Consider the following 22,698-nt stretch of genomic DNA (forward strand, 5'->3'; position numbering starts at 1 on the left):
GTTTTCGACTCGGGCTGACCTGAATATCAACACACCTTAATCGGCCTCAGGGACCCGGCCGCAGATGGCAGCCGGCCTGCCGCTTCTGCGCCAGATACTCGTCGACAAGCTGGCGGTAGCGCACCTTGCCGAAGCTCGGAAAATGGCCGCCATGCACGACCGCGACATCGAGGTCGCGCATGCTGAGCAGCGTCGCCATATAATCGGAAATATCCGAATGGTAGACGTCGTCGATCAGCGGGCCGTCATAGATGATGTCGCCGGAAAGCAGGATGCCGGTCTTTTTCTCGTGGAGCGCGATACCGCCGGGTGAATGGCCAGGTGTGTGGATCACCTCAAAGGCGCGGTCGCCGAGATCGACGACATCGCCATGCGCGAGCAGGCGGCCGGCCGGTGCAGGCAGGATGCTGTAGCGCGCCGTGTCCCAGCCTTGCGGCATACCGTCGAACATCTCGTCGGTCGCATAGGTGCCGGCGGCCGTCCATTCGTTGCGCGGATCGGCAAGGATCTCCGCCTCGGCCGCGTGCACGCAGCGGTCGGGAAATTCGTGGTGACAGCCGATATGGTCGAAATGCGTGTGGCTGGCGACGCAGGTGAGCTTTCGCTCCGTCACCAGCGGCACGTGACGCCTGAGGCTGAAATGGCCGAGGCCGGTGTCGAACAGGAGATCGCGGTCGCGGCCACGCACATGCCACATGTTGCAGCGGAAGAACGGCTTGATCCACGGCTCGTGGATCAGTGTCACGCCATCGCTCATGCGGATGGTCTCGTACCAGTCTGGAGCGTCGATGACCGGAAGCGTGCCCATCTTCAATCCGTCAGCAGGATGATCTGGTCGGTATCGCACGAAACCGCGACCATGTCCCCCGGCTGGACGGAGGCTGTCGCCGGAAGCCTGGCGATGAACTGTAGGGAGGGATCTTCGACTGAAACGGCGAGCACGCGCTTGAAGCTGCCCTGGAAGACGACGTCGCTTACCTCAGCCGTGCCAAGCCTGACACCGCCGCCGGCCGCGCCAAGGACAAGGTGCTCCGGCCGTATGGCGAGCCCGACAGCCGGGCCCACCGGCAACGCGCTGGGCAGGCAAACCGGCCCGACCGGCGTCGCGACAGTGCTTGCCCTGTCCTTGGTCTCAGTGACCGTGCCGGCAAGGATCGTGCTTTCGCCCATGAAGGTTGCGGAAAAGCGCGTCGCCGGCCGCGCATAGACGCGTTCGGGCGGGCCTTCATCCTCGATGCGCCCGTCATTCATCACCACGCAGTGGTCGGCCAGCGCCATCGCTTCTTCCTGGTCATGCGTGACATGGATGAAGGCGGTGCCGACGCGCTTCTGGATCGCCTTCAACTCGTCCTGCATCTGCCGGCGCAATTTGAGGTCGAGCGCGCCGAGCGGCTCGTCGAGCAAAAGCACCGCCGGTTCGATCACCAACGCACGCGCCAGCGCCACACGCTGCCGCTGGCCGCCGGAAAGCTGGTGCGGCTTCTTGTCGAAGGCGGAGGCGAGGCCAACCAGCGCCAGCGCCTCGCGTGCTTTTGCCGACCGTGTCGAGCCATCGACGCCCTGCATGCGCAGGCCGAAGCCGACATTGCTGCCGACGCTCATATGCGGGAACAGCGCATAGTCCTGGAACACCGTCGTCGTCGGCCGCTTCGCCGGCGGCACCGAGGTGCAGTCCTCGCCGCGGATGAACACCTTGCCCTCGCTCGGAGTGACGAAGCCGCCCAGAATGGACAGCAGCGTCGTCTTGCCGGACCCGGAAGGGCCGAGCAGGATGGTGTAGCTGCCGGGTTCGATCTGCAGCGAAACGTTTTTCAGCACAGTCTGCTGGCCGAAACGATGCCAGACGGCACGGATGTCGACCAAGGGCGCGGTCATGCTCTTCTCCTGCGCAGCAATGTCAGTTCGAACAGCACGACCAGCACGATGGAAACAGCAAAGACCAGCGAGCCGACGGCATTGGTTTTTGGATTGAGGCCGGAGCGCAGCAGGTTCCAGATTTCCACCGGCAATGTGGTATCGAAGCGGGTCAGCAGGAAGGAGATGACGAACTCGTCCCAGGAGAAGGTCATCGACAGGAAGAATCCGGCGAATATGGCCGGCGCCATGACCGGCACGGTGATCAGGAGCAGCACCTTCCATTCCGGCGCACCGAGGTCGCGCGCGGCGCGTTCGATGTTGATCTGGTGGTCGCCCATCTGGCTGTAGATGATGGCAAAGCACAGCGGCAGGTTGATCACGACATGGCCGATGCCGGCGGCAAGCAGCGACTTCGGCACGCCGGCCCAGTTGAACAGCACCAGCAACCCCATGCCGATGATGAGATAGCTGACCGTCAAGGGCAGGGTGATCAGCCCGCGCAGCAGGCCGGAACCCGGCAGAACGAAGCGCGCAAAACCCCAGGCGGAGAGGAAGCCGAGCGTGACGGCAGCAAGCGACGAGATCGAAGCAACCAGCAGCGAGTTGACCAGCGCCGAGGTCAGCCGCGTGTCCGAGAGAACCGCGTCGTACCAGCGCAGTGACGGGCCGGTGAAGGGTGGGATCGGGAACGACGTCGCCTGGAGCGAGAACAGCACCAGCACGACCACCGGCAGGAAGATGAAACCGTAGACCGCAAGCGCGTAGAGCCAGGAAGCGATGCGGACAATCCGACGCATCTCAGGCCCGCTCGATCTTCAGCCAGCGGGCGCAGGCGAGATAGGCGATGGTGACCACCGCCATCAGGATGATCGACAGCGCCGATGCCAGCGGAAAGTCGCCGCGGCGGCCGATCTGCATCATCACCAGTTGCGGCATCAGAAGCTCGTTGTTGCCGCCGAGGATCTGCGGCGTGATGTAGTCGCCGATACATAGCACGAAGGTGAGAAAGGCGCCGACCATGATGCCGGGCAAGGTCAGCGGCAGGATGACATGCAGGAAGGTGCGCACCGGCCCGGCGCCGAGATCGGCGGCGGCCTTGCGATAGCTGGGGCTTAACTGCTTCAGATTGGCGAAGATCGTCAGCGTCAAAAGCATGACGAAGAAATGCACGAAGCCGGTGACGGTGGCGAAGCGTGTGTTGGCGAGTTGCAGGGGCTCGCTGAACAGACCGGAGCCCGTCAGCGCCCGGTTGATGACGCCGTTCTGCGCCAGCACCAGCAGCCAGGAATAGGAGCGCACGACATAGGAGGTCCAGAACGGCAGGACGGCCAGCATCAGCGCCAGCCTTTGCCAGCGTTCCGGCACCTGTTCGGCCAGGATCCAGGCGAAGGGGTAGGCGAGCAGCACCGAGACGACGGTGACGATCGCCGTCACTTGCAGCGAGTTGACCATCGCTTGCCAGTAGGAGGGGTTGGTGAAGAACTGGCTGTAGTTGGACGCCGTGAAGCCGCCGCCCTCATGCGCCGTCAGGCTGGAAAACCCCATGGCGATGAAAGGCAGCACGAAGAACAAAAGCGTCCAGCCAAGCGCCGGCGTGACCAGCGCCCAGGGCAGGGCACGCCCGTTGTTCCCGGCTGTGCTCATCAGCAGCTCACTTGGCCTGCAGCATTTCGGTCCACATGTCCTGCATCTTCTTGTCGAGATCGGCGTTTGGCGCAGGGTAGGCCTGGGCGCGGGCGAGGAAGCCCGGCTGCTCGTCGAAACGCAGGATCTTCTTCTGGTCGTCGGTCAGCGCCGCCTTGTTGTTCGCCGGCATGCCCCAATAGCAGGACGAGGTGGCAAGCCGCGCCTGGCCCTCCGGGCTCATGACGTACTGGATGAATTTCAGCGCCATGTCCTTGTTTTTGGAATCCTTGAACATGGCCAGCGACTGCGACCATAGCACAGCGCCTTCTTTGGGAATGGAGAAGTCCAGCGCCGGGTTCTCCTTGGCCAGCCCCGCCGTCACCCATTCGCCGCCGCCGACCAGGATATCGACCTCGCCGGTCGCCAGCGCCGTCTGGCTGGCGGTCACTTCGCCGACCAGCTTGGCATTGGCCTTCATCTTGAGAAGCTCTTCCTTGAGGGCGGGCAGGTCGGCTTCGGTCAGATCCGCCGTCTTCTTGCCGATGGCGAGCGCGGCCATGCCGATGACCGGCAGATAATAGTCGTAGATGGCGACCTTGCCCTTGTACTTGTCGCCGGTCAGCGCCGCCATCGACTGCATGTCGGCCGGATCGACCTTGGTCTTGTTGTAGCCGATCGTGTTGTAGCCGAACTTTTCGGTGATGCCGTAGCGCTTGCCGCCGACCACGGTGGAGCCGTCCATCTTCACCTGCGGAAACATGTCGGCCAGTGGTAGCTTGTCGTCCGGCAGCGGCTCGAACAGGCCCTTTTCGACGCCGCGCGGTATGTCGATGCTGTCGATCACCATCACGTCCCAGTCGCCGGGCTGCGACTGCTCGACGATGGCGAGCCCAGCGCCGGTGCCCTCGAATTCCTTGACGTTGACCTTGACGTTGTTGGCCTCCTCGAAGGGCTGCAGAAGTGCGGGATCGGAATGATCGCACCAGATCAGCGCGTTGAGATCGGCGGCCTGGGCGACGCTGCCGGCGCCGAGCAGCAGTGCCGTGGCGGCGCACGCCGCATGCAGATGGCTCTTCAGGATGGAAAGCGGATTCCTGGATGCGGATATTGCGGACATCGAGTGTTCTCCCTTGCCTTTGTGGCTTCTTGCAAAAAATTGAACCAATTCTAAAATTGAGTCAATTCTGTTTTATGGCAAGAGGCTGATATGAGCGGATTGCGGGCAAGGCAAAAGGCGGACAGGCACAGGCGCATCATCGAGGCGGCGGCCGAGCTTTTCCGCGAGGCCGGCTATGAAGGCGCCAAGATCGAGACGATCGCCGCGCAGGCCGAAGTCTCGGTCGGCACCATCTACAATTACTACCAGAACAAGGGGGACATTCTCGGCGCCATCGTCTCGCTGGAAGTCAACGAAGTGCTGAATGCCGGGCAAGGCGTCGTCGCCAGGCCGCCGGCCAATGTCGGCGATGCGCTGGACACGCTGATCGGCATCTATATCGAGCACTCGCTGCACTATCTCAGCAAGGAGATGTGGCGGCAGGCGATGGCGATCTCGACGCAACTGCCCGACAGCCCGTTCGGCCAAGCTTACACCGCGCTCGACCGGGCGCTGACCGAACAGATCCGAGCGCTGATCGCTCGGCTGCAGGTGCTCGGCCTGGTGCGCCAGGATATCGACGGAGCAGCGCTGGGCGAATTGATCTTCAACAACATGAACATGATGTTCATCGAGTTCGTGAAAAGCGACGAGGCGAGGATTGCCGAATTGCGTGCGGCGATACGCAGGCAGAACCGGATATTGGTGGCGGCGATTGCAGTGTGATTGTCAGGAGCAGGCAGCAGCATCGATTTTTGGACCAAGCCGCGGCTCAACCCTCTTGAGTCGAATCTGAAATCTGCTACAACCCATGAGTGCATTTCTAGGGGAGGGGTGAATGCAGTTTTCTGTCTGGTATTGGGCAATAGTTCTGCTGTTCATCGGGGTGCCTGTCTTCTTTGCACTCCGATCTGCCCGCAAGCCCTCGCAGAATCCGGCGGAGCTCGTCGGCTTCGGAGGGTGGCTGATGCTTCTTGCGATCGGCCAGACCCTGTCGCCGTTGCGCACGCTCGCCACATTGGGTTCCTCGAGCGATGGATACAACCAGCTCATGCTGGTGCCGAATGGACCCGTGGTGGTCTATGGCGAGGTTGCGCTGTTGCTGGCATTTTTGGTGCTTCAACTGGTCGTGCTTGTTGCCATGCTGAGGCGGAGCCGTCGGTTCAAGCAGTTGTTTCTCATCCAATGGCTTGCAATCCCGGTGGTCTTCATCCTGGACGCGGCCTGGGTTTCCACGGCTCTCGGGGTTCCGGTTGGGCAAGTGGTCACCGGAGACGCGCTTGCGGCGCCGATAGTCTCGTTTGTTCTCACCGGACTCTGGGTCGCTTACGTCTACAAATCCGTCAGGGTACGCAACACGTTCACCAGGGTGAGGGCATCCGCCCAGGTCGCGAGCGCGTCATAGAACCAGGGCAATTCGAACATTTTTGGAGCGTGAGCGCTCTCGACCATTCCTGATAGGAACTGGTGCCCCCCGGACGGTGTGGTCGAGAAAAATCCGACCTTAAACCGCTCGCTTATGCCGAGCAGAGCAATGAATATTTGTTTTTCCCGTCGCAAAACGCTAGCATAAGCAGCAATCAAACCGCGCTGCCATTTCAGCAATGCTTAGAATTTCGGGAACTCTTCTCAAAGGCGCTTCAACCCGTGCACCGGTTGAGGTTCGTCCCGATTTTGGCGGCGGCCATATTCGACACGGTGCTCAAACGCCGAGTCTTGAAACGTGGGAACGTGTCTCGCCGCCGACGACCCTTGACGGGCTTATTCGAGAACTCCAGCGCCAATTTCCCCGCACGGCCATACGTGTTACCGGCCGAGTGAGGACAGTCCGCCGACAAGCTGAATTGATGGCGGAACGACGGCTTTCGAACCGGACGCAGTTTCTAACGGTATACCGACAAGCCCAGCATATTAGCGAGATGGACGCGTGGGTCATTCAACATCCTCGCGCTACTCCATCGCAAACCACCGAGGCGTTCGAACAGATCATACACCGAGCCCGCAGTCGCGGGGCTGCTGTCAGCAACCATTTGGATGACCGCGCCCGCGATATTTCCATTCCGCTTGGAAATCATCACCAGCAAGCCGAAGTGCAGCGCGCGCTGGAAAGTTGGGGTGCGCATGTCATCCTGGAAGGGGATGCAACCGGCGGGCCGCATTGGCACGTTGACTACGCGCCACCCATCGCGCCACCAATCGGGCGCAGGCCTTGATCGAGGTGCTGCTGGAGGGCTCAAAGCGCTGAAAAGTGGTTTGAAACTTCCACATTGGGAAACTGGTGCCCCCGGACGGAATCGAACCGCCGACCTTCGGTTTACAAAACCGCTGCTCTACCAGCTGAGCTACAAGGGCACGGCGCTTCGGTTAGCATATTTGTTGCGCCAGTAAAGACAAAACTCTGTTTTCAGTTACCCGGCATCTCATAGGACTGTCGGCGAGGGGCATCCTGAAAACCGCCAAATCGCTTCCTACATATGGGGAAGGTGCAATCGCTTCGAGCAGGGTGTCGCATGATCAGGCTCATCATCATTCTCCCCATCATCTTCATAGTCTGGATGCTGCTGGTGAAGATCATCAGCGATGTGAAGAAGGCCAATGTCGACTGGACCGGCGTCACCACCATCATCGGCTTCATCGCGCTCGCCTTCTGGCTTCGCCACATCACCGGCATGGGGTGAAGCGGGGAAAAGAGTGAGTAGCGAATAGCGAATAGTAAGGTAGCGAGCGGCAGCCTGGTGTTGCTGCATTTCGCTATTGGCTACTCCCTATTCGCTTGTCCTGAGGGCCGCTCCACAAAAATCTCGAAGACCTTTCGAACCTTTTGCCGCGCCCCGCCGACTGATGGTCAGAGGCGAATGGGTCGCCTCGATCAAAGATCCAGGAGATCATCATGTTCAAGCGCACTCTTATGTCAGGCCTCGTTGCCACTTTCGTCGCCGCCGGCGCGCTCGCCGGCACGGTCGGCACGTCGTCAGCCCACGGCATGCACCATCATTATTATCATCATCATCATCATCATTTCATGAAGCATTGGTGGTGGCACCACAACCATCATCACCACAATCATGGCAGGGTGATCATTTTCCTTTGATGGAGGGACCCAATTCCCCAAAGGGCGGCTTCGGCCGCCCTTTTGCGTTATGCGATCATCTTGCGGACTAGGGCCGGCAAAGCTGCCGATCTCCCCGGTCCAAACACCCCCTTGCGGGGGAGATGTCCGGCAGGACAGAGGGGGGTGGGAAGGATCGCCAACTTTTGAGTCCATGCGATTTGGCCAGTTCCAAGAAAATCCAAAAAATTTCGAACCTTTTTCCTTGCCGCAACGACAGATGATCAAGAGGCGGATGGATCGCCTCGGTCAACGAAGCAAGGAGATCATCATGTTCACGCGCACACTCGTTTCCGGCCTCATCGCCACCACCGTCGCCGCCACCATGCTGGTCGGCACCGTGCAGCCCTCGGCTGCGCATTCGCATCACCACGACCTCGGCATTGGCATCGCCGCCGGCGTTGGCGGCTTTGTCCTGGGCAGCCTGCTCGCCCAGCAGCCCCGCACCGTCTATGTCGACGAAGACGGCGGTTCGTGGCACGTCCGCCGCTGCTTCGATCGCTACGCAAGCTACGATGCGGACTCCGACACCTATGTCGGCTACGACGGCTACCGTCACTATTGCCGGCTCTGAGAGGAGGTGGACCGTTTCAGCAACAGAAGAGGGGCTCACGCGAGCCCCTTTTCTGTTGTTTCGATGGTAGCGATGCTTGTTCCATCGGTCGACTTTCAACGTCGGCAAGCACAGACCTGAAGCGACTGCCTTCGGCGGTCGACCTGGGCGGTGTACAGCGATTTTCCGAGCGTCTATTCTGACCGCGAAACGCGGGGAGAGACCCTTGGACGAGCAGGACCCGAAGGAAGACCTGGTCGAAACGGTTTTCCGTAACGGCACCGTCACCGCCGTCGGCATCCTGCTGGCTTTTTCGCTGGGCTTCATCACCCATTGGGCCGCCAATCCGATCCCGTGGCAGACCTACCATCTTGTCGCCGTCCTGCCGATCCTGCTCGGCATCGCCTTGCAGATGCGGGCGCTGTCGCTGCTGCTCGACACAAAGTGCCTGCAGCGCCGCGTCTATGAACGCGCCAACCGCATCTTCATTGCCGGCCTCGTCTTCACCGCCTGCGGCGTCGGCATGGCGATTCTGCTCGATTTCTTCGATATTGCGACCAAGAGCGCGCTACCCGGGGCAGGCTGATCAGCCGGCTTGCACGCCGCCGATCATCCTGGTCACCTCGGCCGCGGCATCGCGCACCAGCGGGCCGATCTCGGCCAGCCGCTCCGGCGTCACCCGCACGGTCGGCCCCGACACCGAGACGCCGCCGATCGGCTCACCGAATTCGTTGAAGATGGCGGCCGCCACGCAGCGCATGCCGGGGTGCCGCTCTTCGTCGTCGACCGACCAGCCGCGCAGCTTGGTCGTTGCCAGATCGTGGGCAAGGGCGGAAATGTCGGAAAGCGTCTTGTCGGTGAAGCGCTGCAGCCCGGCCTTGCGCAGGATGGTGCCGACGCGCTCCGGTTCGAGATGCGCCAGCACTGCTTTGCCGATGCCGGACGCATGGAACGGGCTGCGCGTGCCCGGCCGGAAGAAGGCGCGGATCGCCTGATGCGTCTCGACCTGGCTGACAAAGACCACGCAATCATCCTCGGCGACACCGAGATTGGCGGTCTCGCCGGTTCTCTCCATCAGCTCCTGCATGACGACGCGGGCGCGGTCGACCAGCTTGCGGCGGCGCAGGAACGCAGCGCCCATGCGATAGGTCTCGACGCCGATCGACCACAGCTGATCGCTGGTGTCGAATTCGACCATGCCGTGGTTTTCGAGCGTCGTCAGCATGCGGTAGGCGGTGGAAGCGGCCAGTCCAGAACTGGCGGCAATCTCGCTCAGCGACAGGCCGCTGCCCTCGGCGACAATGGCCAGGATGCGCAGCGCCCGATCGAGCGACTGCACCGAAGTCGGCTCGGAGGGCCCGTTGAAGGCGCGCGGGCGGCCACGCTGGCGTTTCTCGGTGGTTTCCATGGCCGCATTGTCGGCAATTCAGCGCAATAGGCAATGAAAAAGTTTTTCATTGTGCCATGTCGTGAAATCGGTGGAAAACGAAAAGCCGTTCAAATTCATTGGCTAATGGCCGTTTCTTAGAAATGAAAAAATATTCTGAAAAAATTGAAAAATAGCCGGTTGGGTGACATTCTCAGCTCATCCAACAATGACAAACCCTGTGGAGGGCCGGAAAATGGCCAGGATGCGCGCTGTCGATGCTGCGGTTCTCGTTCTCGAAAAGGAAGGTATTTCCTGCGCTTTCGGCGTGCCGGGCGCGGCGATCAACCCGTTCTATTCGGCCCTGAAGGCGAGGGGCACCATCCGCCATGTCCTTGCCCGCCACGTCGAGGGCGCCTCGCACATGGCGGAAGGTTTTACCCGCGCCAAGGCTGGCAATATCGGCCTGTGCATCGGCACCTCGGGCCCGGCCGGTACCGACATGATCACCGGGCTTTATTCGGCCGCGGCGGATTCCATTCCGATCCTCTGCATCACCGGCCAGGCGCCGCGCGCGCGGCTGAACAAGGAGGATTTTCAGGCGGTCGATATCGCCGCCATTGCCGCACCGGTCGCCAAATGGGCGGTCACCGTCATGGAGCCTTATCTTGTGCCGATGGCGCTGCAGAAGGCCTTCCACCTGATGCGCTCGTCGCGGCCGGGCCCGGTGCTGATCGACCTGCCGGTCGACGTGCAGTTGGCCGAGATCGAGTTCGACATCGATGCCTATGAGCCGTTGACGCCGTTCAAGCCGGCGATGACGCGCGCCCAGGCCGAAAAGGCGCTGGCGATGCTCAACGCGGCCGAAAAGCCGCTGATTGTCGCCGGCGGCGGCATCATCAATGCCGATGCGTCGGATCTGCTCATCGAATTCGCCGAGATTTCGGGCGTGCCGGTCATCCCGACCTTGATGGGCTGGGGCGCCATCCCCGATGACCACAGGCTGATGGCCGGCATGTGCGGGCTGCAGACCTCGCACCGCTACGGCAACGCGACGATGCTGGAGGCCGACTTCGTCTTCGGCATTGGCAACCGCTGGGCCAATCGCCACACCGGCTCGGTCGAAGTCTACACCAAGGGGAAAAAATTCATTCATGTCGACATCGAGCCGACGCAAATCGGCCGTGTCTTCGCGCCGGACCTCGGCGTCGTCTCGGATGCGGGTGCGGCGCTGAAGATGCTGCTCGACGTTGCCACCGAGTGGAAGACGGCCGGAAAGCTGCGCGACTGGTCCGGCTGGGCGAAGGAATGCCAGGGCCGCAAGAAGACAATGAAGCGCAAGACGCATTTCGACCAGGTGCCGCTGAAGCCGCAGCGTGTCTACGAGGAGATGAACAAGGCGTTCGGCCGCGATGTGACCTATGTCACCACGATCGGCCTGTCGCAGATCGCCGGCGCCCAGTTCCTGCATGTCTACAAGCCGCGCAACTGGATCAATTGCGGCCAGGCCGGCCCGCTCGGCTGGACCTTGCCGGCGGCGCTTGGCGTTCGCGCCGCCGATCCCGACCGCACCATCGTGGCGCTGTCGGGCGACTATGATTTCCAGTTCATGATCGAGGAACTGGCCGTCGGCGCACAGCACAAGCTGCCCTACCTCCATGTCGTCGTGAACAACGCCTATCTCGGGCTGATCCGCCAGGCGCAGCGCGGTTTTTCGATGGATTTCGAGGTCAGTCTCGCCTTCGAGAACATCAATCGCTCAGGCGACCCGGAGGCCGGCTATGGCGTCGACCACGTTGCCGTCGCCGAGGCGATGGGCTGCAAGGCGGTCAGGGTGCGCAAGCCGGAGGAATTCGCCGCCGCCTTCAAGGAGGCACAGCGGCTGATGAAAGAGCACCAGGTTCCGGTCGTGCTCGAATTCATCCTCGAGCGTGTCACCAACATCTCCATGGGCACCGAGATCGACAAGATCACCGAATTCGAGGACCTTGCCGAAAGCCATGAAGATGCGCCGACTGCCATAGTGATGTTGGACTAGATTAGCGGAAAGGAGAAAAAGAATGCCGCGTTTTTCAGCCAATCTTTCGATGCTCTTTGGCGAGCACGATTTCCTTGACCGTTTTGACGCAGCTGCCCGCGCGGGCTTCAAGGGCGTCGAATATATCGGCCCCTACGATCATGCCCCCGAGGTGGTCGCCGCCCGGTTGAAGAAGAACGGCCTGACGCAGGTGCTGTTCAATCTGCCGGTGGGCGACTGGGGCAAGGGCGAGCGCGGCATTGCCGTGCTGCCGGATCGCGTGCCGGAATTTCGCCAGGGCATCGCCAAGGCAATCACCTATGCGCAGGCACTCGGCTGCCAGCAGGTCAATTGCCTGGCCGGCATCGCGCCAGTGGGCGCCGACCGCAAGGTGCTGGAGGATGTCTTTGCCGAAAACCTCGCCTTCGCGGCGGAAAAGCTGGAGCAGGCCGGCATCCGGCTCTTGATCGAGCCGATCAACACCCGCAATATTCCGGGCTTCTTCCTCAACTACTCGGATCAGGCGCTGGCGCTGATCGACCGTATCGGTTCGAAGAACCTGTTCCTGCAATACGACATCTATCACATGCAGATCATGGAGGGGGATCTCGCCCGCACCATCGAGGCAAACCTCGGCCGCATCGCGCATATCCAGCTTGCGGACAATCCCGGCCGTCACGAGCCGGGGACGGGCGAGATCAACTATCCCTTCCTCTACGAGCATATCGACCGCATCGGCTATTCCGGCTGGATCGGGGCGGAATACAAGCCGAAGGCCGGCACCGAGGCCGGGCTGGGCTGGTTCACGGAGTTGGCCGGGCAGGGCAGTGCAGCGGCTTAACTGCCGACGCTGAAGCTGCCAATCTTCCCACCCGTGGGGGAGAGGGCCGGCAGGCGACAGAGGGGCGCGAAGGAACGCGACCTGACAAAGAAACACGACGGAGAAAAACAATGGAAACCATCGGTTTCATCGGCCTCGGCATCATGGGCGCGCCGATGGCGGGGCATCTGCTGGATGCGGGTTATAAAGTCATCGCCAGCGACCATCGCTCGAAGCCGCCGGCCGATCTCGGCGCAAAGGGGCTGAAGTCAGTCTCTGGTCATGCCGCCGTCGCCAAGGCGGCCGATATCATCATCCTGATGGTGCCCGATACACCGCAGGTCGCCGATGTGCTGTTCGGCGACAACGGCGTCGCCTCAGGCCTGACCAAGGGCAAGCTGGTGATCGACATGAGCTCGATCTCGCCGATCGAAACCAAGGTTTTCGCCAAAAAGATCAACGATCTGGGCTGCGACTATCTCGACGCGCCGGTGTCGGGCGGCGAAGTCGGCGCCAAGGCGGCGTCGCTGACCATCATGGTCGGCGGCGAGGATAAGGCGTTCGAGCGCGCCAGGCCCGTGTTCGAGAAGATGGGCAAGAACATCACCCTGGTCGGGCCGAACGGCGTCGGCCAGACCACCAAAGTGGCCAACCAGATCGTCGTCGCGCTGACCATTGAAGCTGTCGCCGAAGCGCTTGTTTTTGCATCGAAAGCCGGTGCCGATCCGGCCAAGGTCAGGCAGGCGCTGATGGGTGGATTGGCCGCCTCGCGCATTCTCGAAGTGCATGGCGAGCGCATGGTCAAGCGCACCTTTGCGCCGGGCTTCCGCATCGAGCTGCACCAGAAGGACCTCAACCTGGCGCTGGAGGGCGCAAAAGCGCTCGGCGTGTCGCTGCCCAACACCTCGACCACGCAGCAACTGTTCAATTCCTGCGCCGCCAATGGCGGCGCCAAGGAGGATCACTCGGCACTGGTCAGGGCGCTGGAGCGGATGGCCAATTTCGAGGTCGGCGGCAACGCAGCCGAAGTCAAAGGCAAGGCAGCATAGGAGGAGAGGCGGCGCAACGTTCCCAAGCCGCCAACTCTTCCCTGTCGAAGAACGGGCTCCTGCGTTTATCGCCGGAGCCCGTTTCGCATTTCGAGATGTGTCGGCGAACGCGTACTGTTGCGTGAAGCCTCAGCCGCGCTTCAAAAATGCCCGCGCCGCATAGAGGCTGATCGCCGCAGCGTTCGACACGTTGAGCGAACGGATGGCGCCGGGCATGTCGAGCCGTGCCAGCGTCGTCACGGTCTCGCGTGTCTTCTGGCGCAGGCCTTTGCCTTCGGCGCCGAGCACCAGCGCGATCTTTTCGCCTGAAAAACTCGTTTCGAGTTCCGCCGGCCCGTCCGAATCGAGGCCGATGGTCTGGAACCCGGCCTCGTGCAACTGGCCGAGTGCGTCAGCCAGGTTCTTCACCTCGATCTGGTCGATATGTTCCAGCGCGCCGGAGGCTGATTTTGCCAGCACGCCGGATTCCTGCGGGCTGTGCCGCGCGGTCGTGATCAGCGCGCCGGCGCCGAAGGCGACCGCCGAGCGCAGGATGGCGCCGACATTGTGCGGATCGGTGACCTGATCGAGCACCAGAACCAGCCTTGCATCGCCAAGGGCATCAAGCCGTTTCGGCTTCAACGGCTCTGCCTCGATCAGCACGCCCTGATGCACGGCGTCCGACCCGGTGACCTTGTCGATATCCCTGGGTTCGACCAGTTCCGCCTTGAAGGGCAGAGCGGCGAGATCGGCTATTTCCAGGCGCTCGGCGGCATTGCGCGTCACCAGCATCTTTCTGATCTTGCGGCGCGGATTGTCGAGTGCCGCCCGCACGGTGTGCAGGCCATAGAGCCGCACCAGGCCATCCGCGGCATGTTCGCCCGGCGGAACCGGCTGCCGAGGCCTGAACGCCGGCGCGCCGCCACTCTTCTCGTCGCGATAGGCGCGGCGCAGCTTGGCGTAATGGGTGTCTTTCGGCGTCTTGGAATTGTTGTCGTTGCTCATGGCCGGCTTCTATAACCGTGTCGCGCGGCAATGGATACCGCTGGTTCGAACGGCTTGCCGGATGGCAGACGAAATTCAGCGCGTTTTGCCGGGATCTTGCGGTTGACAGTTTTGGGCGGTGCCGCCATAAGGCGCTTCGCGGAAGGCTGCTGAGGCGGTCGCGACGCGTCGATGCCTTGTTGCATGGCTCCGGCGGCAGACTGGAGAGGTGCCCGAGTGGTTAAAGGGGACGGACTGTAAATCCGTTGGCTATGCCTACGTTGGTTCAAATCCAACCCTCTCCACCACTGCCGGCCCGGAAGCCCTGAAACGCAAAGCATCGGACCGAAAAGTGTGTAGCGGTTTTCGGGTGAATCCGATACTTCACTGAAAGGCGCGGGTATAGCTCAGTGGTAGAGCAGCAGCCTTCCAAGCTGAATATGCGGGTTCGATTCCCGCTACCCGCTCCATATAACCATTTGATATTTTAGAAGAATTTCGCTTAAATTTCGCGTTGCCGTGTCACTCGTGTCACTGCGACTGTTTTCACTTACTGTTATTCCTGCCACTCGACGGCCGATATTAACTGAGCTGATCAGCAGACCTATAGCGGCGCTGAAACGACATGTGCGATGGCGGACAGCTGCCGTTCGGTTCATCGGCCAGAACGAACAAGTTGCGCCAAAAGCTGGTCTCGGAATGATCATTGGACCGATATCTGCCGGACCTGAATCCTGTATAATTCCGTGCATGGACAAAGACGTGGAAGACAATAAGAAGATACTACCTTCGCAGTTCATGCGCGGAAGGCGACCCCATCTCTTTTCGGATTCTACCGAAATTGAAGAGGTTGCCATTTCGCGCGAGGTGCTTTCCCACCATCTTGAGACGCTCACGAAGCAAAAGGACGAAGTCCCCTTCGAACGCTTTGCTCGCCGTCTCGCACAGAAATTCATAGCGCCAAATATGCGTCCGCAAACGGGTCCGACCGGCGGTGGCGATGGCAAGACGGATGCCGAAAGCTACCCGGTCAGTGCCGAGGTGGCAGCGAGGTGGTACATCGCCGATCCGGCCAACGCCGATGGACGCATGGCCTTTGCATTTAGTGCGAAGGCGAAATGGCGTCCAAAGGTCCAGGACGACGTCGGGGAAATCGCCGGAACGGGGCGCGACTACAAGCGCATCTATTTTATCACCAACCAATTCGTCCCGGCCAAGGACAGTGCAGAAGTTCAGGACGCGCTTAATGAGAAATGGGGTATCCCGATCATCATTCTAGACCGCACCTGGCTTTTGGATCGCGTGTTCGAGGACAAAAGTATGGACATCGCGATCGATACTTTGGGATTGGGCGACGCTAGCCGCCGCGCCATACGTGTCTTGGGGCCGAAGGACTACGAACGTCTCCAAGAGCTCGGTGAAATCGAAGATCGACTTGCGGATGCCAACAGCTACCAAGGGGCACCGCACCAGCTTATTGAAGATGCCCACCGGGCAGCAATCTTATCGCGAGGGCTCGGGTATCCGCGGCATGAAACTGACGGCAGGTTTCAGCGTGCCATACGGTTGGCCAGGCAGCACAACCTTCCACATCTCGAACTTGGTGCAGTTTACGACCAAGCATGGACGACTAACTTCTGGTTTGACGATTTCGCAGAGTTTTCGCGACTTTACGACGAGGTTGAGCGGCTTGCGATCGACAGTGACACTGTAGATGACATCGAGCGGGTCTCAAACCTGCTCGGTCCCTTAAGGACGGTTACCGCTCTGGGCGAATTGCAGCCAGAGTTGGCGAAGCTTGATTCGCGGACCGACAATCTCCGACAAGCCCTCACCCGCCTTAAGGAAGACGCATCGCGTCCTAACAACGCTCATCAGGCGCACGCAATGCTCCTCATGTTGCAGCTCACCGAGGTTGCCCATGAAGAAGATTCGGGTGATCTCACGCCGATCTGGAATGAGTTTCGCGACCTCATCATTGCTGCTGAAGGCCTTGGGTTCTTTCCGTTCGAGTCAGTTGCCGACATCCTCAGCGAACTAGGTGGATTTGTCCCTGAGAGTCAGGCATTTGACGAGCTTTATGAAGTTCTCACAGATGCCCTAGCTAAGCGTCGCTCAGAAGGTGAGGCGGCCAAGCGAAACTCGCAGCGCGGTTTCCAGAAGCTCGAAAAGAATCTACCGTACGAGGCTATTCGTTGGTTTGGCCGTGCCGTTAGCCTCCTCGTCAAGGATGAGTATCGCGATGAGCTGGTCCAAGCCCTAGTTGGATCGAGCTTCGCCTATGATAAGGCCGGGCTGCTTTGGGCCGCATATCTCTATGCTTCCTCAGCAGTCGCTCATGAGCTAGCGCGGTTTAAGAAAACTGGATCGCTTGACGAGGTACATCCGGTCAACCTCAGCCGTTGGATGGTTCTTGAACTTGCGCTGGGCCGATTGCCCTTCGCGCTGTCCGCCTTCGAACTCGACACGATGGTGAGAAACGGAAGGGCAACTACCGACAAGCAACGGGAAAATCTTCAGCAGCGTAGGCTCGATTTTACGATGTGGTTTGGCGGACTTTTGTTGCGCAGCCGCTTTTCTGATCTAGCCCAAGTAGGGAAGCTTCCGGACATCTTAGAGCGTCTCGGATTGGGTGAGGCACGGATGGCCTTACTTTACCTGATGGGGCGCCAGGACGTACTCCGCCAGGAGGGGTCAATCCCAGCCGAAGAGACTGACAACGAGGTGGAGAAGCATTTTCAGGGTTGGTTCTCCTTTGGGCGCCAGTTGGAACTCCCCGACCACCCAGACTACATGCTTGCCGATCGCGTCGACCTTAAATCGCACGTTATTGGCTGTGACATCGTTATTGACTGCGCGAACAATCTCACATCGCTTGCTGTTGCGGGCTCCCTACTCGGTGCACTTGAAGCCCTTCTCGCCACCAGCTTGAGCCATCCAATCTTTCCGATGCTGGACCGTCTGAACGTCCGAGTTGATCCGGATATCGCGGCAGGCATCGCTCCTACGCTGGAGTTGGTGGAGGAGAACGGACAAACGGTCGGCGTCATCCGTCACAGGGCACAATTGACCTTCAAGGACAGGACGGAAGCGATCAGCTTTCCCCAATGGCTGCACGAGGCGGTGCTCACAGTCTTTACGACATTCGCCATGCCGCGTGATCTCGAGACTTGGGCCGATACTGTTTTCAAAAACGAGAGTGGTTTCGATCGTGCCATCACCTTTTCCAATCTGCCCAGCACTTATTCGATCATCTACGGCAACACGGTTCGTCTCAGTATCCTTGATCGGAAAGAAGAGTCCGACGTTGACTATGCGATGGGTCGCTTCGCTCCATGGGTACCTGACGATGAAACAGAGCCCGAAGAAGAAAAGATTGCAAAGCCCAGGTTTATGGGCGTCAGGCCCCCCGATGGCATGTTCAATCCAGAGCATGGCAAACACACGAATGTCCGGGTTATCAGCCCAATTGATGTACGCAAGTGGGACGGCGCCGACTGGAGCGGTGCATTCTTCATGATAAGTCCCGGCAATCCCCATTTTCCACCAGTCTTGGGACTCATGTTTGGTAACGGAGAAGTGGGCGAGGCCATTTTCAGAGGCCTGAGGGGGCGGTTTGGATTCGACGATCCCGACGACGCGTTGCGTGTGGCCATCATTCGAGGGGCGCGGATTTCAAACTCGCACGCCTACGCCGTCAGCGTCGGTCCCAATCGCGACAAAATCGAATACAAGAAAGGCGAGACTGTCGGCTTCTTGTCCCGATACAATCTCATGACACCCACCACCTCGGAAAACCTCGAGCGCTTCCTTGCGGCTTACAGGGAACATGGCCGTTATCTGCTCGCGCCCGCACTTCTCAAGGATCCGGGCAAGCCACCTGATCCCATTCTTGAGCTAGGAATCGGTAAGTACGCTCTTCATGTCAAGGAAGCTTGGACTATCGCCCCCGGTGACGACGATGCTTCTGTTCTCGACCTGGACGACCCGCCCTTTGTCCCGCTCGATGAGGCCGATCCTCCTGCGATCAAGGCGATGGAGCTGTTGGCTTCGTTTCGTCGCAAGGGTCCGTCCTAAATTTGAGGGGCCCTGCTTGATGTTGCTGATGACACGGCGCCGGGCAATTCTACCCGGATCGGCTATTTTTGATAAGGCGAGTGACACGGCCCATTGATTTCATTACATTCTTAGAAGCCTTCCAAGCTGAATATGCGGGTTCGATTCCCGCTACCCGCTCCAAGCCTCGGAATTTTAGCAATCCGGACAGCCACTTATTGCTTCAGCCGAGGTTTCGCCGGAATCTTGCGGATGGAATGTATCCGTCGAACTGCTATCTCGATCCCGCGGCTTCAGATCGATTCAATCAATTTGGTCAAAAATGTCGCGAACACGCGGACGCGCGGACTTTCTGAACTCGCAGGAGGTCGTATGAGCCAAATGTCGCCCCGACTGACCGCATAATCGGCGAGCACGGTACGAAGACGTCCATCCGCGATGGCACGCGCCGCCAGATAGTGGGGCACTTGGGCAAGGCCGAGGCCGGCGATAGCAGCCAGCGCCACCGCCTCGATATCGTTGAACACAGGCCCATTCGGCGGGCGCCCAGGAGCCTTCCATCCTTTGAAGGCCCAATATTCCAGCCGGCCCGTCGTAGGAAACCGGAGACGCAGACAGGTGTGGTCGGGTACGTCATCGGGCGTCTGTGGTGCTCCCCGTCTTTCGAGATAGGCGGGAGACCCGCAGGTGACGAACCGATGTGGCGCGAGCTTTCGCGCAATCAACCGAGAGTCATCAAGGTCACCAGTGCGCAGGACAAGGTCAAAACCCCCTTCCACGATATCCACCATCCGATCGTCCAGACTGACGTCGAGAATGACATTGGGATAGGCCGCGATGAATTGATCGAGCGCTGGAACGATAATGCGGCGTCCCATGGCCGCCGGTATGCTCACCTTCAGTAGTCCGCGCGGGAAGGTGCGTGTCTCGGCGATCGCATTCTCGGCTTCCTGAACATCTTCGATGATGCGCGTCGCGCGTTCAAAAAGAAGATTGCCTTCACCGGTCACCGCGATGGAGCGGGTCGTACGGTGGAGAAGCCTGACACCAAGCCGAGCCTCCAGGCGAGCAACGGCCTTGCCGACCGCCGAAGCAGACACACCAAGACGCCGGCCCGCTGCGGCGAAGCCGCCGGTCTCGACCGAGGCGACGAACGCCACCAGGCCGCTCATTGATTCGAGATTGCTGATTGCGGACATTTCGTCCGTATTATTCGCTCAACGGCACCCATTCCGTCAATACGCGACTTGCCCGATATTGCGTCTGGAGGGTTCAACCCTCCGGCCAGCGTGGCCGCCGCTAAATTGTTCAACATTTCCTAATTTCACGCCACTCGCCTACCAAGGAGAACAGACATGGAAGACAGCAAGCGCCTCATGCAGCGGTTCGTCGAGTTCATCAACACGGCGAGCGAAAAGCTCGCTGAGGAACTCATCTCGCCAAAAGCAATATTCCACGTTCCCGGTCGTCCCGAGCCGGTGACCGGACCGGCCGGCTATCTCGAGATCATCGGAATGATGCGCGGCGGCTTTCCTGACATCCAGTGGACTCTTGAGGAGACGATCACCGAGGGGGGCAACGTTGCCGCGCGCTTCACCATGAGAGGCACACATCAAGGGAGCTTCTTCGGCGTTCCACCCACGGGAAAGAAAATCGCCGTCCAGGCGATGAATTTCTATCACTGGTCCAATGGACAGATCGTAGGCGAACGTGGGCAGCCGGACTTGTTGGGGCTTCTGCAACAAATCGGTGCCGCACCCATGTGACGCGTGGTGCATGCCCTCCTGCGATCGAGAGGGTGAGCTAGGCGGGGGCGTTTCTGGAGACCGAAATCGGATTCCCGCTACCCGCTCCAGACTCTCATCCCTGCGATCTGCCAGCCGAAACACCGCGCGACAAGCCGCGCAGCGCTCCAACTGTGCAGATGTCTGAGCCGCGCTAGCTGTTGAACGCGGATGCGACCTGGTGCTGCTGCGGCACCTGGCCGTTCGGCGTCAGCTTGTCGATGACGCCTGGCAAGGCCGTGGACAGCTGCTTGAGCAGTTCCTGCTCGTCCATTCCCGTCCGTTGCGCGATCTCGTGGATGACCTGCGGCCCGAGCGCGGCGCCGAGATCATTGGCGTTGATCGACTGGTTCCGCCCGGTGCCGACCCAGGAATCGGCGACGTTGCCGTGGCCGGCATCTTTGAGCTTGTCGAGCAAGCCGCCCAGTCCGCCGAGCAGGCCGCCGTCGGCGGAGGTCGTTCCCGTGGACGCAGGGCCGGTCGGAGCCGGGGTCTCGGTCTGGTCCGGTTGTTCGGCACTTCTGCCGCTCAGCATCTTTCCGACCAGCAGCGCGCCAAGCGCGATCATCAGCGGTTTGGTGATGTTGCCGCCGGGAACGGCGTTGTCAAAAAGTCCCATAGTGGATCCTCCATCTCAACCGAGCCCAGCCCATTCCAACAATGGCGCATCCGGGCGGAATTTCAAGTTGGCTTGAGCTTTTGACAATCCTATGAAAATGTTCAGTTGGCGGGGGATGGAGAGGAAAAAATGTCAATCATCAGCTGGATCATACTCGGCGTTATCGCCGGCTTCCTGGGTAGCAAGATCGTCAACAAGAGCGGCCAGGGCATCTTGCTCGACATCGTGCTTGGCATCGTCGGCGCCATTGTCGGTGGTCTGATCTTCAGCGCCTTCGGCGCGTCGGGCGTCACCGGCCTCAACATCTACAGCCTGATCGTCGCCGTGATCGGCGCGGTGGTCGTTCTGTGGGCCTACCACCAGTTCAGCGGCCGCCGGGCGCTCTAAATCCGTCCATCTCCTTGTCGAATAGCCGGCCAGCTTCTTGGGCCGGCTATCAGTGTTTCCATGGCGCCACTCGTTGGAACAAGCACTCGCTAGGCGACGACGGTCAGTCGGCGCTTGCGTTGATCCAAGGAGACGATGGTCAGTCCGCTGCCGACCACCAGCAGGATGCCGCAGACCGCCAGCGCATTGGGGAATTGCCCGAACACCAGCAGGCCCGAAATGACCGCCCAGACGGTGAAGCAATAGTAGAACGGCGCCACGGCACTGGTCGGCCCGACGCGATAGGCCATGAAGATGAAGAAGTGGCCGAAGATCAGGAAAAATCCGGCGCCGGCCATCAGCAGCAGATGGCGCGCCTCGGGCATCACCCAGCGTTCGGAAACCAGGTGCGCAGCACCCGCCCCGATCAGCACCACCACGACAGCGGAAATCGCCACGATCATCCCCGGCACCTCGGCCGAGACCCGTCTGCCGGCAAGGTCGCGCGCCGCCGCAAGCGCCGCGTTGCCGAGCGCCAGCAAGGCGTAGACCGAAATGCCTTGCATGGTCGGTTGCGCCACCATCAGCGCGCCGATGAAACCGAGCCCGATCAGCGCCATGCGCTGGCCGCCGATCCGCTCGCCAAACAGGATCGAGGAGCCGACCAGCATCAACAGCGGCGTGATCTGTCCGAGTGCGGTGGAATCCGCGATCTGCATGTTGGCGAGCGCCACCACGTAGCAGAGGATCGCCGCCATCTCGAGCAGGTTCCTGCGCAGCACGCGTCTGTCGAAGATCAGCGGAATCTGCTTGCCGTAGCCCAGCGCGAACAACAGCGGAAAGCCCCAGAGCGTTGCCGCCACGCCGCGCAGAAACAGCACTTCGTAGGATGGCAGGCCTGACGTCGCGAGTTTCATCATCGTATCGTTGACGAGATACGACCCGGTCGAGACGATCATGAACAGTGGGCCGCGGATGGCGGTCGGAATGAAATGCATCCGGTCAGGAGATCAGACCTCGATGACGACCGCAATGGGCCATGAACTGGCGGTGAATCAGACAGGGTCCGGCAAGCAAGACAGCTGTGGCGGCTTCGATCGATCGGCCTGTCGCCCATTTCATTTCGTCTCGAGCCTTCCTATATCAGCGCCACATCCCCGCAATCGGATCATAGGTTCGGACTGAGTGAGACGGCACCCGGCCAAAAGACGCTTGTGTTTTTTGGCCTTTGTCGCTAATCGCCCCGCATTCGACTGAACTGAAGGTCCAGGCCGTCCAAGGAAAGAGACTATGGCAAAAGGTAAATTCGAGCGTAACAAGCCTCATGTGAACATCGGCACGATTGGTCACGTTGACCATGGCAAGACGTCGCTGACGGCGGCGATCACGAAGTATTTTGGCGAATACAAGCGCTACG

24 protein-coding genes and 3 tRNA genes are annotated in these 22,698 nt (G+C 60.4%); 15 read left to right on the plus strand and 12 right to left on the minus strand.

All coding sequences use genetic code 11. The features are described 5' to 3' along the window. Window positions 1–46: 46 nt before the first annotated feature. Genes B5V02_RS35355 through B5V02_RS35375 form a run of 5 tightly spaced genes read right to left on the minus strand, consistent with a single transcriptional unit; the run spans window position 47 to window position 4,600 of the window. On the minus strand, window positions 47–808 hold the full coding sequence (locus B5V02_RS35355) for an MBL fold metallo-hydrolase (protein WP_111548603.1): 762 nt from the start codon (window positions 806–808) through the stop codon (window positions 47–49). A gap of 2 nt (window positions 809–810) precedes the next feature. Next, window positions 811–1,875: an ABC transporter ATP-binding protein gene (locus tag B5V02_RS35360; protein WP_111548604.1), complete on the minus strand. Its 1,065-nt coding sequence runs from the start codon at window positions 1,873–1,875 to the stop codon at window positions 811–813. Further along, a complete protein-coding gene (locus tag B5V02_RS35365; protein WP_111548605.1) occupies window positions 1,872–2,654 on the minus strand; it encodes an ABC transporter permease in 783 nt (260 codons plus the stop codon). Before B5V02_RS35365 ends, B5V02_RS35360 begins: the two co-directional genes overlap by 4 nt. A gap of 1 nt (window position 2,655) precedes the next feature. Continuing rightward, window positions 2,656–3,501 (minus strand): ABC transporter permease, encoded by an 846-nt coding sequence (locus tag B5V02_RS35370; RefSeq protein WP_111548606.1) that lies wholly within the window; start codon window positions 3,499–3,501, stop codon window positions 2,656–2,658. Between the two features lie 7 nt (window positions 3,502–3,508). Continuing rightward, window positions 3,509–4,600 carry a polyamine ABC transporter substrate-binding protein gene (locus B5V02_RS35375; RefSeq protein ID WP_111548607.1) on the minus strand — a complete coding sequence of 364 codons (1,092 nt, stop codon included), beginning with the start codon at window positions 4,598–4,600 and terminating at the stop codon, window positions 3,509–3,511. 90 nt (window positions 4,601–4,690) lie between these two features. On the opposite strand from B5V02_RS35375, the gene B5V02_RS35380 reads away from it, so the two are divergent. Together B5V02_RS35380 and B5V02_RS35385 are read left to right on the plus strand one after the other, a co-directional pair. Next, entirely contained in the window at window positions 4,691–5,305 is a 615-nt protein-coding gene (locus B5V02_RS35380) for a TetR/AcrR family transcriptional regulator (RefSeq protein WP_111548608.1), read from the plus strand. A gap of 112 nt (window positions 5,306–5,417) precedes the next feature. Continuing rightward, on the plus strand, window positions 5,418–5,984 hold the full coding sequence (locus B5V02_RS35385) for a DUF2569 family protein (protein WP_111548609.1): 567 nt from the start codon (window positions 5,418–5,420) through the stop codon (window positions 5,982–5,984). 478 nt (window positions 5,985–6,462) lie between these two features. On the opposite strand, the gene B5V02_RS35390 is transcribed toward B5V02_RS35385, so the two are convergent. Together B5V02_RS35390 and B5V02_RS35395 are read right to left on the minus strand one after the other, a co-directional pair. Continuing rightward, entirely contained in the window at window positions 6,463–6,702 is a 240-nt protein-coding gene (locus tag B5V02_RS35390; RefSeq protein WP_146606211.1) for a hypothetical protein, read from the minus strand. A gap of 153 nt (window positions 6,703–6,855) precedes the next feature. Further along, window positions 6,856–6,931: transfer RNA gene (locus B5V02_RS35395), tRNA-Thr, on the minus strand. Between the two features lie 158 nt (window positions 6,932–7,089). Here B5V02_RS35395 and B5V02_RS35400 point away from each other — a divergent pair. The 4 genes from B5V02_RS35400 (at window position 7,090) to B5V02_RS35415 (ending at window position 8,827) form a co-directional block, all read left to right on the plus strand. Beyond that, entirely contained in the window at window positions 7,090–7,257 is a 168-nt protein-coding gene (locus B5V02_RS35400; protein ID WP_111548611.1) for a hypothetical protein, read from the plus strand. 212 nt (window positions 7,258–7,469) lie between these two features. Next, window positions 7,470–7,670, plus strand: coding sequence for a hypothetical protein (locus B5V02_RS35405; protein ID WP_111548612.1), 201 nt, complete (start codon window positions 7,470–7,472; stop codon window positions 7,668–7,670). 289 nt (window positions 7,671–7,959) lie between these two features. Then, window positions 7,960–8,262 carry a BA14K family protein gene (locus tag B5V02_RS35410; protein ID WP_111548625.1) on the plus strand — a complete coding sequence of 101 codons (303 nt, stop codon included), beginning with the start codon at window positions 7,960–7,962 and terminating at the stop codon, window positions 8,260–8,262. A 205-nt stretch (window positions 8,263–8,467) separates the two neighbouring features. Beyond that, a complete protein-coding gene (locus B5V02_RS35415) occupies window positions 8,468–8,827 on the plus strand; it encodes a hypothetical protein (RefSeq protein ID WP_111548613.1) in 360 nt (119 codons plus the stop codon). Here B5V02_RS35415 and bhcR read toward each other — a convergent pair whose 3' ends face one another. Then, on the minus strand, window positions 8,828–9,649 hold the full coding sequence (gene bhcR, locus B5V02_RS35420) for an HTH-type transcriptional regulator BhcR (RefSeq protein WP_111548614.1): 822 nt from the start codon (window positions 9,647–9,649) through the stop codon (window positions 8,828–8,830). A 214-nt stretch (window positions 9,650–9,863) separates the two neighbouring features. Between bhcR and gcl the strand changes: the two genes are divergently transcribed. The 3 genes from gcl to B5V02_RS35435 are packed head-to-tail and all read left to right on the plus strand — an operon-like array spanning window position 9,864 to window position 13,493. Next, window positions 9,864–11,645: a glyoxylate carboligase gene (gcl, locus tag B5V02_RS35425; RefSeq protein ID WP_111548626.1), complete on the plus strand. Its 1,782-nt coding sequence runs from the start codon at window positions 9,864–9,866 to the stop codon at window positions 11,643–11,645. 22 nt (window positions 11,646–11,667) lie between these two features. Beyond that, window positions 11,668–12,465 (plus strand): 2-oxo-tetronate isomerase, encoded by a 798-nt coding sequence (otnI, locus tag B5V02_RS35430; protein ID WP_111548615.1) that lies wholly within the window; start codon window positions 11,668–11,670, stop codon window positions 12,463–12,465. After that, the gene (locus tag B5V02_RS35435; protein ID WP_281005033.1) at window positions 12,423–13,493 is read left to right on the plus strand and encodes a 2-hydroxy-3-oxopropionate reductase; all 1,071 of its coding nucleotides are present in this window, start codon (window positions 12,423–12,425) and stop codon (window positions 13,491–13,493) included. The genes otnI and B5V02_RS35435 overlap by 43 nt, the downstream gene beginning before the upstream one ends. 129 nt (window positions 13,494–13,622) lie before the next feature. Here B5V02_RS35435 and B5V02_RS35440 read toward each other — a convergent pair whose 3' ends face one another. Next, window positions 13,623–14,477, minus strand: a complete 855-nt coding sequence (locus tag B5V02_RS35440; RefSeq protein ID WP_111548617.1) for a TrmH family RNA methyltransferase — start codon at window positions 14,475–14,477, stop codon at window positions 13,623–13,625. Window positions 14,478–14,679: 202 nt separating this feature from the next. Here B5V02_RS35440 and B5V02_RS35445 point away from each other — a divergent pair. The 3 genes from B5V02_RS35445 to B5V02_RS35455 all read left to right on the plus strand — a co-directional run bounded on the left by B5V02_RS35445 (window position 14,680) and on the right by B5V02_RS35455 (window position 18,533). After that, window positions 14,680–14,764: transfer RNA gene (locus B5V02_RS35445), tRNA-Tyr, on the plus strand. Window positions 14,765–14,852: 88 nt separating this feature from the next. Next, window positions 14,853–14,926, plus strand: a tRNA-Gly gene (locus B5V02_RS35450). Window positions 14,927–15,206: 280 nt separating this feature from the next. Continuing rightward, the gene (locus B5V02_RS35455) at window positions 15,207–18,533 is read left to right on the plus strand and encodes a hypothetical protein (protein WP_111548618.1); all 3,327 of its coding nucleotides are present in this window, start codon (window positions 15,207–15,209) and stop codon (window positions 18,531–18,533) included. Between the two features lie 272 nt (window positions 18,534–18,805). Here B5V02_RS35455 and B5V02_RS35460 read toward each other — a convergent pair whose 3' ends face one another. Continuing rightward, window positions 18,806–19,711 (minus strand): LysR family transcriptional regulator, encoded by a 906-nt coding sequence (locus B5V02_RS35460; protein ID WP_111548619.1) that lies wholly within the window; start codon window positions 19,709–19,711, stop codon window positions 18,806–18,808. Window positions 19,712–19,867: 156 nt separating this feature from the next. Here B5V02_RS35460 and B5V02_RS35465 point away from each other — a divergent pair, with 156 nt between their 5' ends. Then, on the plus strand, window positions 19,868–20,278 hold the full coding sequence (locus B5V02_RS35465) for an ester cyclase (RefSeq protein ID WP_111548620.1): 411 nt from the start codon (window positions 19,868–19,870) through the stop codon (window positions 20,276–20,278). Between the two features lie 172 nt (window positions 20,279–20,450). Here B5V02_RS35465 and B5V02_RS35470 read toward each other — a convergent pair whose 3' ends face one another. Further along, window positions 20,451–20,915, minus strand: a complete 465-nt coding sequence (locus B5V02_RS35470) for a YidB family protein (RefSeq protein ID WP_111548621.1) — start codon at window positions 20,913–20,915, stop codon at window positions 20,451–20,453. Window positions 20,916–21,044: 129 nt separating this feature from the next. On the opposite strand from B5V02_RS35470, the gene B5V02_RS35475 reads away from it, so the two are divergent. Further along, on the plus strand, window positions 21,045–21,302 hold the full coding sequence (locus tag B5V02_RS35475; RefSeq protein ID WP_111548622.1) for a GlsB/YeaQ/YmgE family stress response membrane protein: 258 nt from the start codon (window positions 21,045–21,047) through the stop codon (window positions 21,300–21,302). Between the two features lie 89 nt (window positions 21,303–21,391). Here B5V02_RS35475 and B5V02_RS35480 read toward each other — a convergent pair whose 3' ends face one another. Continuing rightward, a complete protein-coding gene (locus tag B5V02_RS35480) occupies window positions 21,392–22,279 on the minus strand; it encodes a DMT family transporter (RefSeq protein ID WP_111548623.1) in 888 nt (295 codons plus the stop codon). A gap of 292 nt (window positions 22,280–22,571) precedes the next feature. Here B5V02_RS35480 and B5V02_RS35485 point away from each other — a divergent pair. Beyond that, window positions 22,572–22,698, plus strand: a 127-nt coding sequence (locus B5V02_RS35485; RefSeq protein WP_245446368.1) for a GTP-binding protein, incomplete at its 3' end; no start/stop codon positions are given.

Origin of the sequence: Mesorhizobium kowhaii (assembly GCF_003253745.1) — a bacterium.
Taxonomy (GTDB): domain Bacteria; phylum Pseudomonadota; class Alphaproteobacteria; order Rhizobiales; family Rhizobiaceae; genus Mesorhizobium; species Mesorhizobium kowhaii.

Coding starts and splice junctions, on each gene's coding strand:
- B5V02_RS35390 (WP_146606211.1), bottom strand. CDS start 6,702: ATGCGCACCCCAACTTTCCAGCGCGCGCTGCACTTCGGCTTGCTGGTG.
- B5V02_RS35375 (WP_111548607.1), bottom strand. CDS start 4,600: ATGTCCGCAATATCCGCATCCAGGAATCCGCTTTCCATCCTGAAGAGC.
- B5V02_RS35360 (WP_111548604.1), bottom strand. CDS start 1,875: ATGACCGCGCCCTTGGTCGACATCCGTGCCGTCTGGCATCGTTTCGGC.
- B5V02_RS35400 (WP_111548611.1), top strand. CDS start 7,090: ATGATCAGGCTCATCATCATTCTCCCCATCATCTTCATAGTCTGGATG.
- B5V02_RS35455 (WP_111548618.1), top strand. CDS start 15,207: ATGGACAAAGACGTGGAAGACAATAAGAAGATACTACCTTCGCAGTTC.
- gcl (WP_111548626.1), top strand. CDS start 9,864: ATGGCCAGGATGCGCGCTGTCGATGCTGCGGTTCTCGTTCTCGAAAAG.
- B5V02_RS35385 (WP_111548609.1), top strand. CDS start 5,418: ATGCAGTTTTCTGTCTGGTATTGGGCAATAGTTCTGCTGTTCATCGGG.
- bhcR (WP_111548614.1), bottom strand. CDS start 9,649: ATGGAAACCACCGAGAAACGCCAGCGTGGCCGCCCGCGCGCCTTCAAC.
- B5V02_RS35355 (WP_111548603.1), bottom strand. CDS start 808: ATGGGCACGCTTCCGGTCATCGACGCTCCAGACTGGTACGAGACCATC.
- B5V02_RS35460 (WP_111548619.1), bottom strand. CDS start 19,711: ATGTCCGCAATCAGCAATCTCGAATCAATGAGCGGCCTGGTGGCGTTC.
- B5V02_RS35480 (WP_111548623.1), bottom strand. CDS start 22,279: ATGCATTTCATTCCGACCGCCATCCGCGGCCCACTGTTCATGATCGTC.
- B5V02_RS35380 (WP_111548608.1), top strand. CDS start 4,691: ATGAGCGGATTGCGGGCAAGGCAAAAGGCGGACAGGCACAGGCGCATC.
- B5V02_RS35475 (WP_111548622.1), top strand. CDS start 21,045: ATGTCAATCATCAGCTGGATCATACTCGGCGTTATCGCCGGCTTCCTG.
- B5V02_RS35405 (WP_111548612.1), top strand. CDS start 7,470: ATGTTCAAGCGCACTCTTATGTCAGGCCTCGTTGCCACTTTCGTCGCC.
- otnI (WP_111548615.1), top strand. CDS start 11,668: ATGCCGCGTTTTTCAGCCAATCTTTCGATGCTCTTTGGCGAGCACGAT.
- B5V02_RS35470 (WP_111548621.1), bottom strand. CDS start 20,915: ATGGGACTTTTTGACAACGCCGTTCCCGGCGGCAACATCACCAAACCG.
- B5V02_RS35365 (WP_111548605.1), bottom strand. CDS start 2,654: ATGCGTCGGATTGTCCGCATCGCTTCCTGGCTCTACGCGCTTGCGGTC.
- B5V02_RS35370 (WP_111548606.1), bottom strand. CDS start 3,501: ATGAGCACAGCCGGGAACAACGGGCGTGCCCTGCCCTGGGCGCTGGTC.
- B5V02_RS35465 (WP_111548620.1), top strand. CDS start 19,868: ATGGAAGACAGCAAGCGCCTCATGCAGCGGTTCGTCGAGTTCATCAAC.
- B5V02_RS35410 (WP_111548625.1), top strand. CDS start 7,960: ATGTTCACGCGCACACTCGTTTCCGGCCTCATCGCCACCACCGTCGCC.
- B5V02_RS35440 (WP_111548617.1), bottom strand. CDS start 14,477: ATGAGCAACGACAACAATTCCAAGACGCCGAAAGACACCCATTACGCC.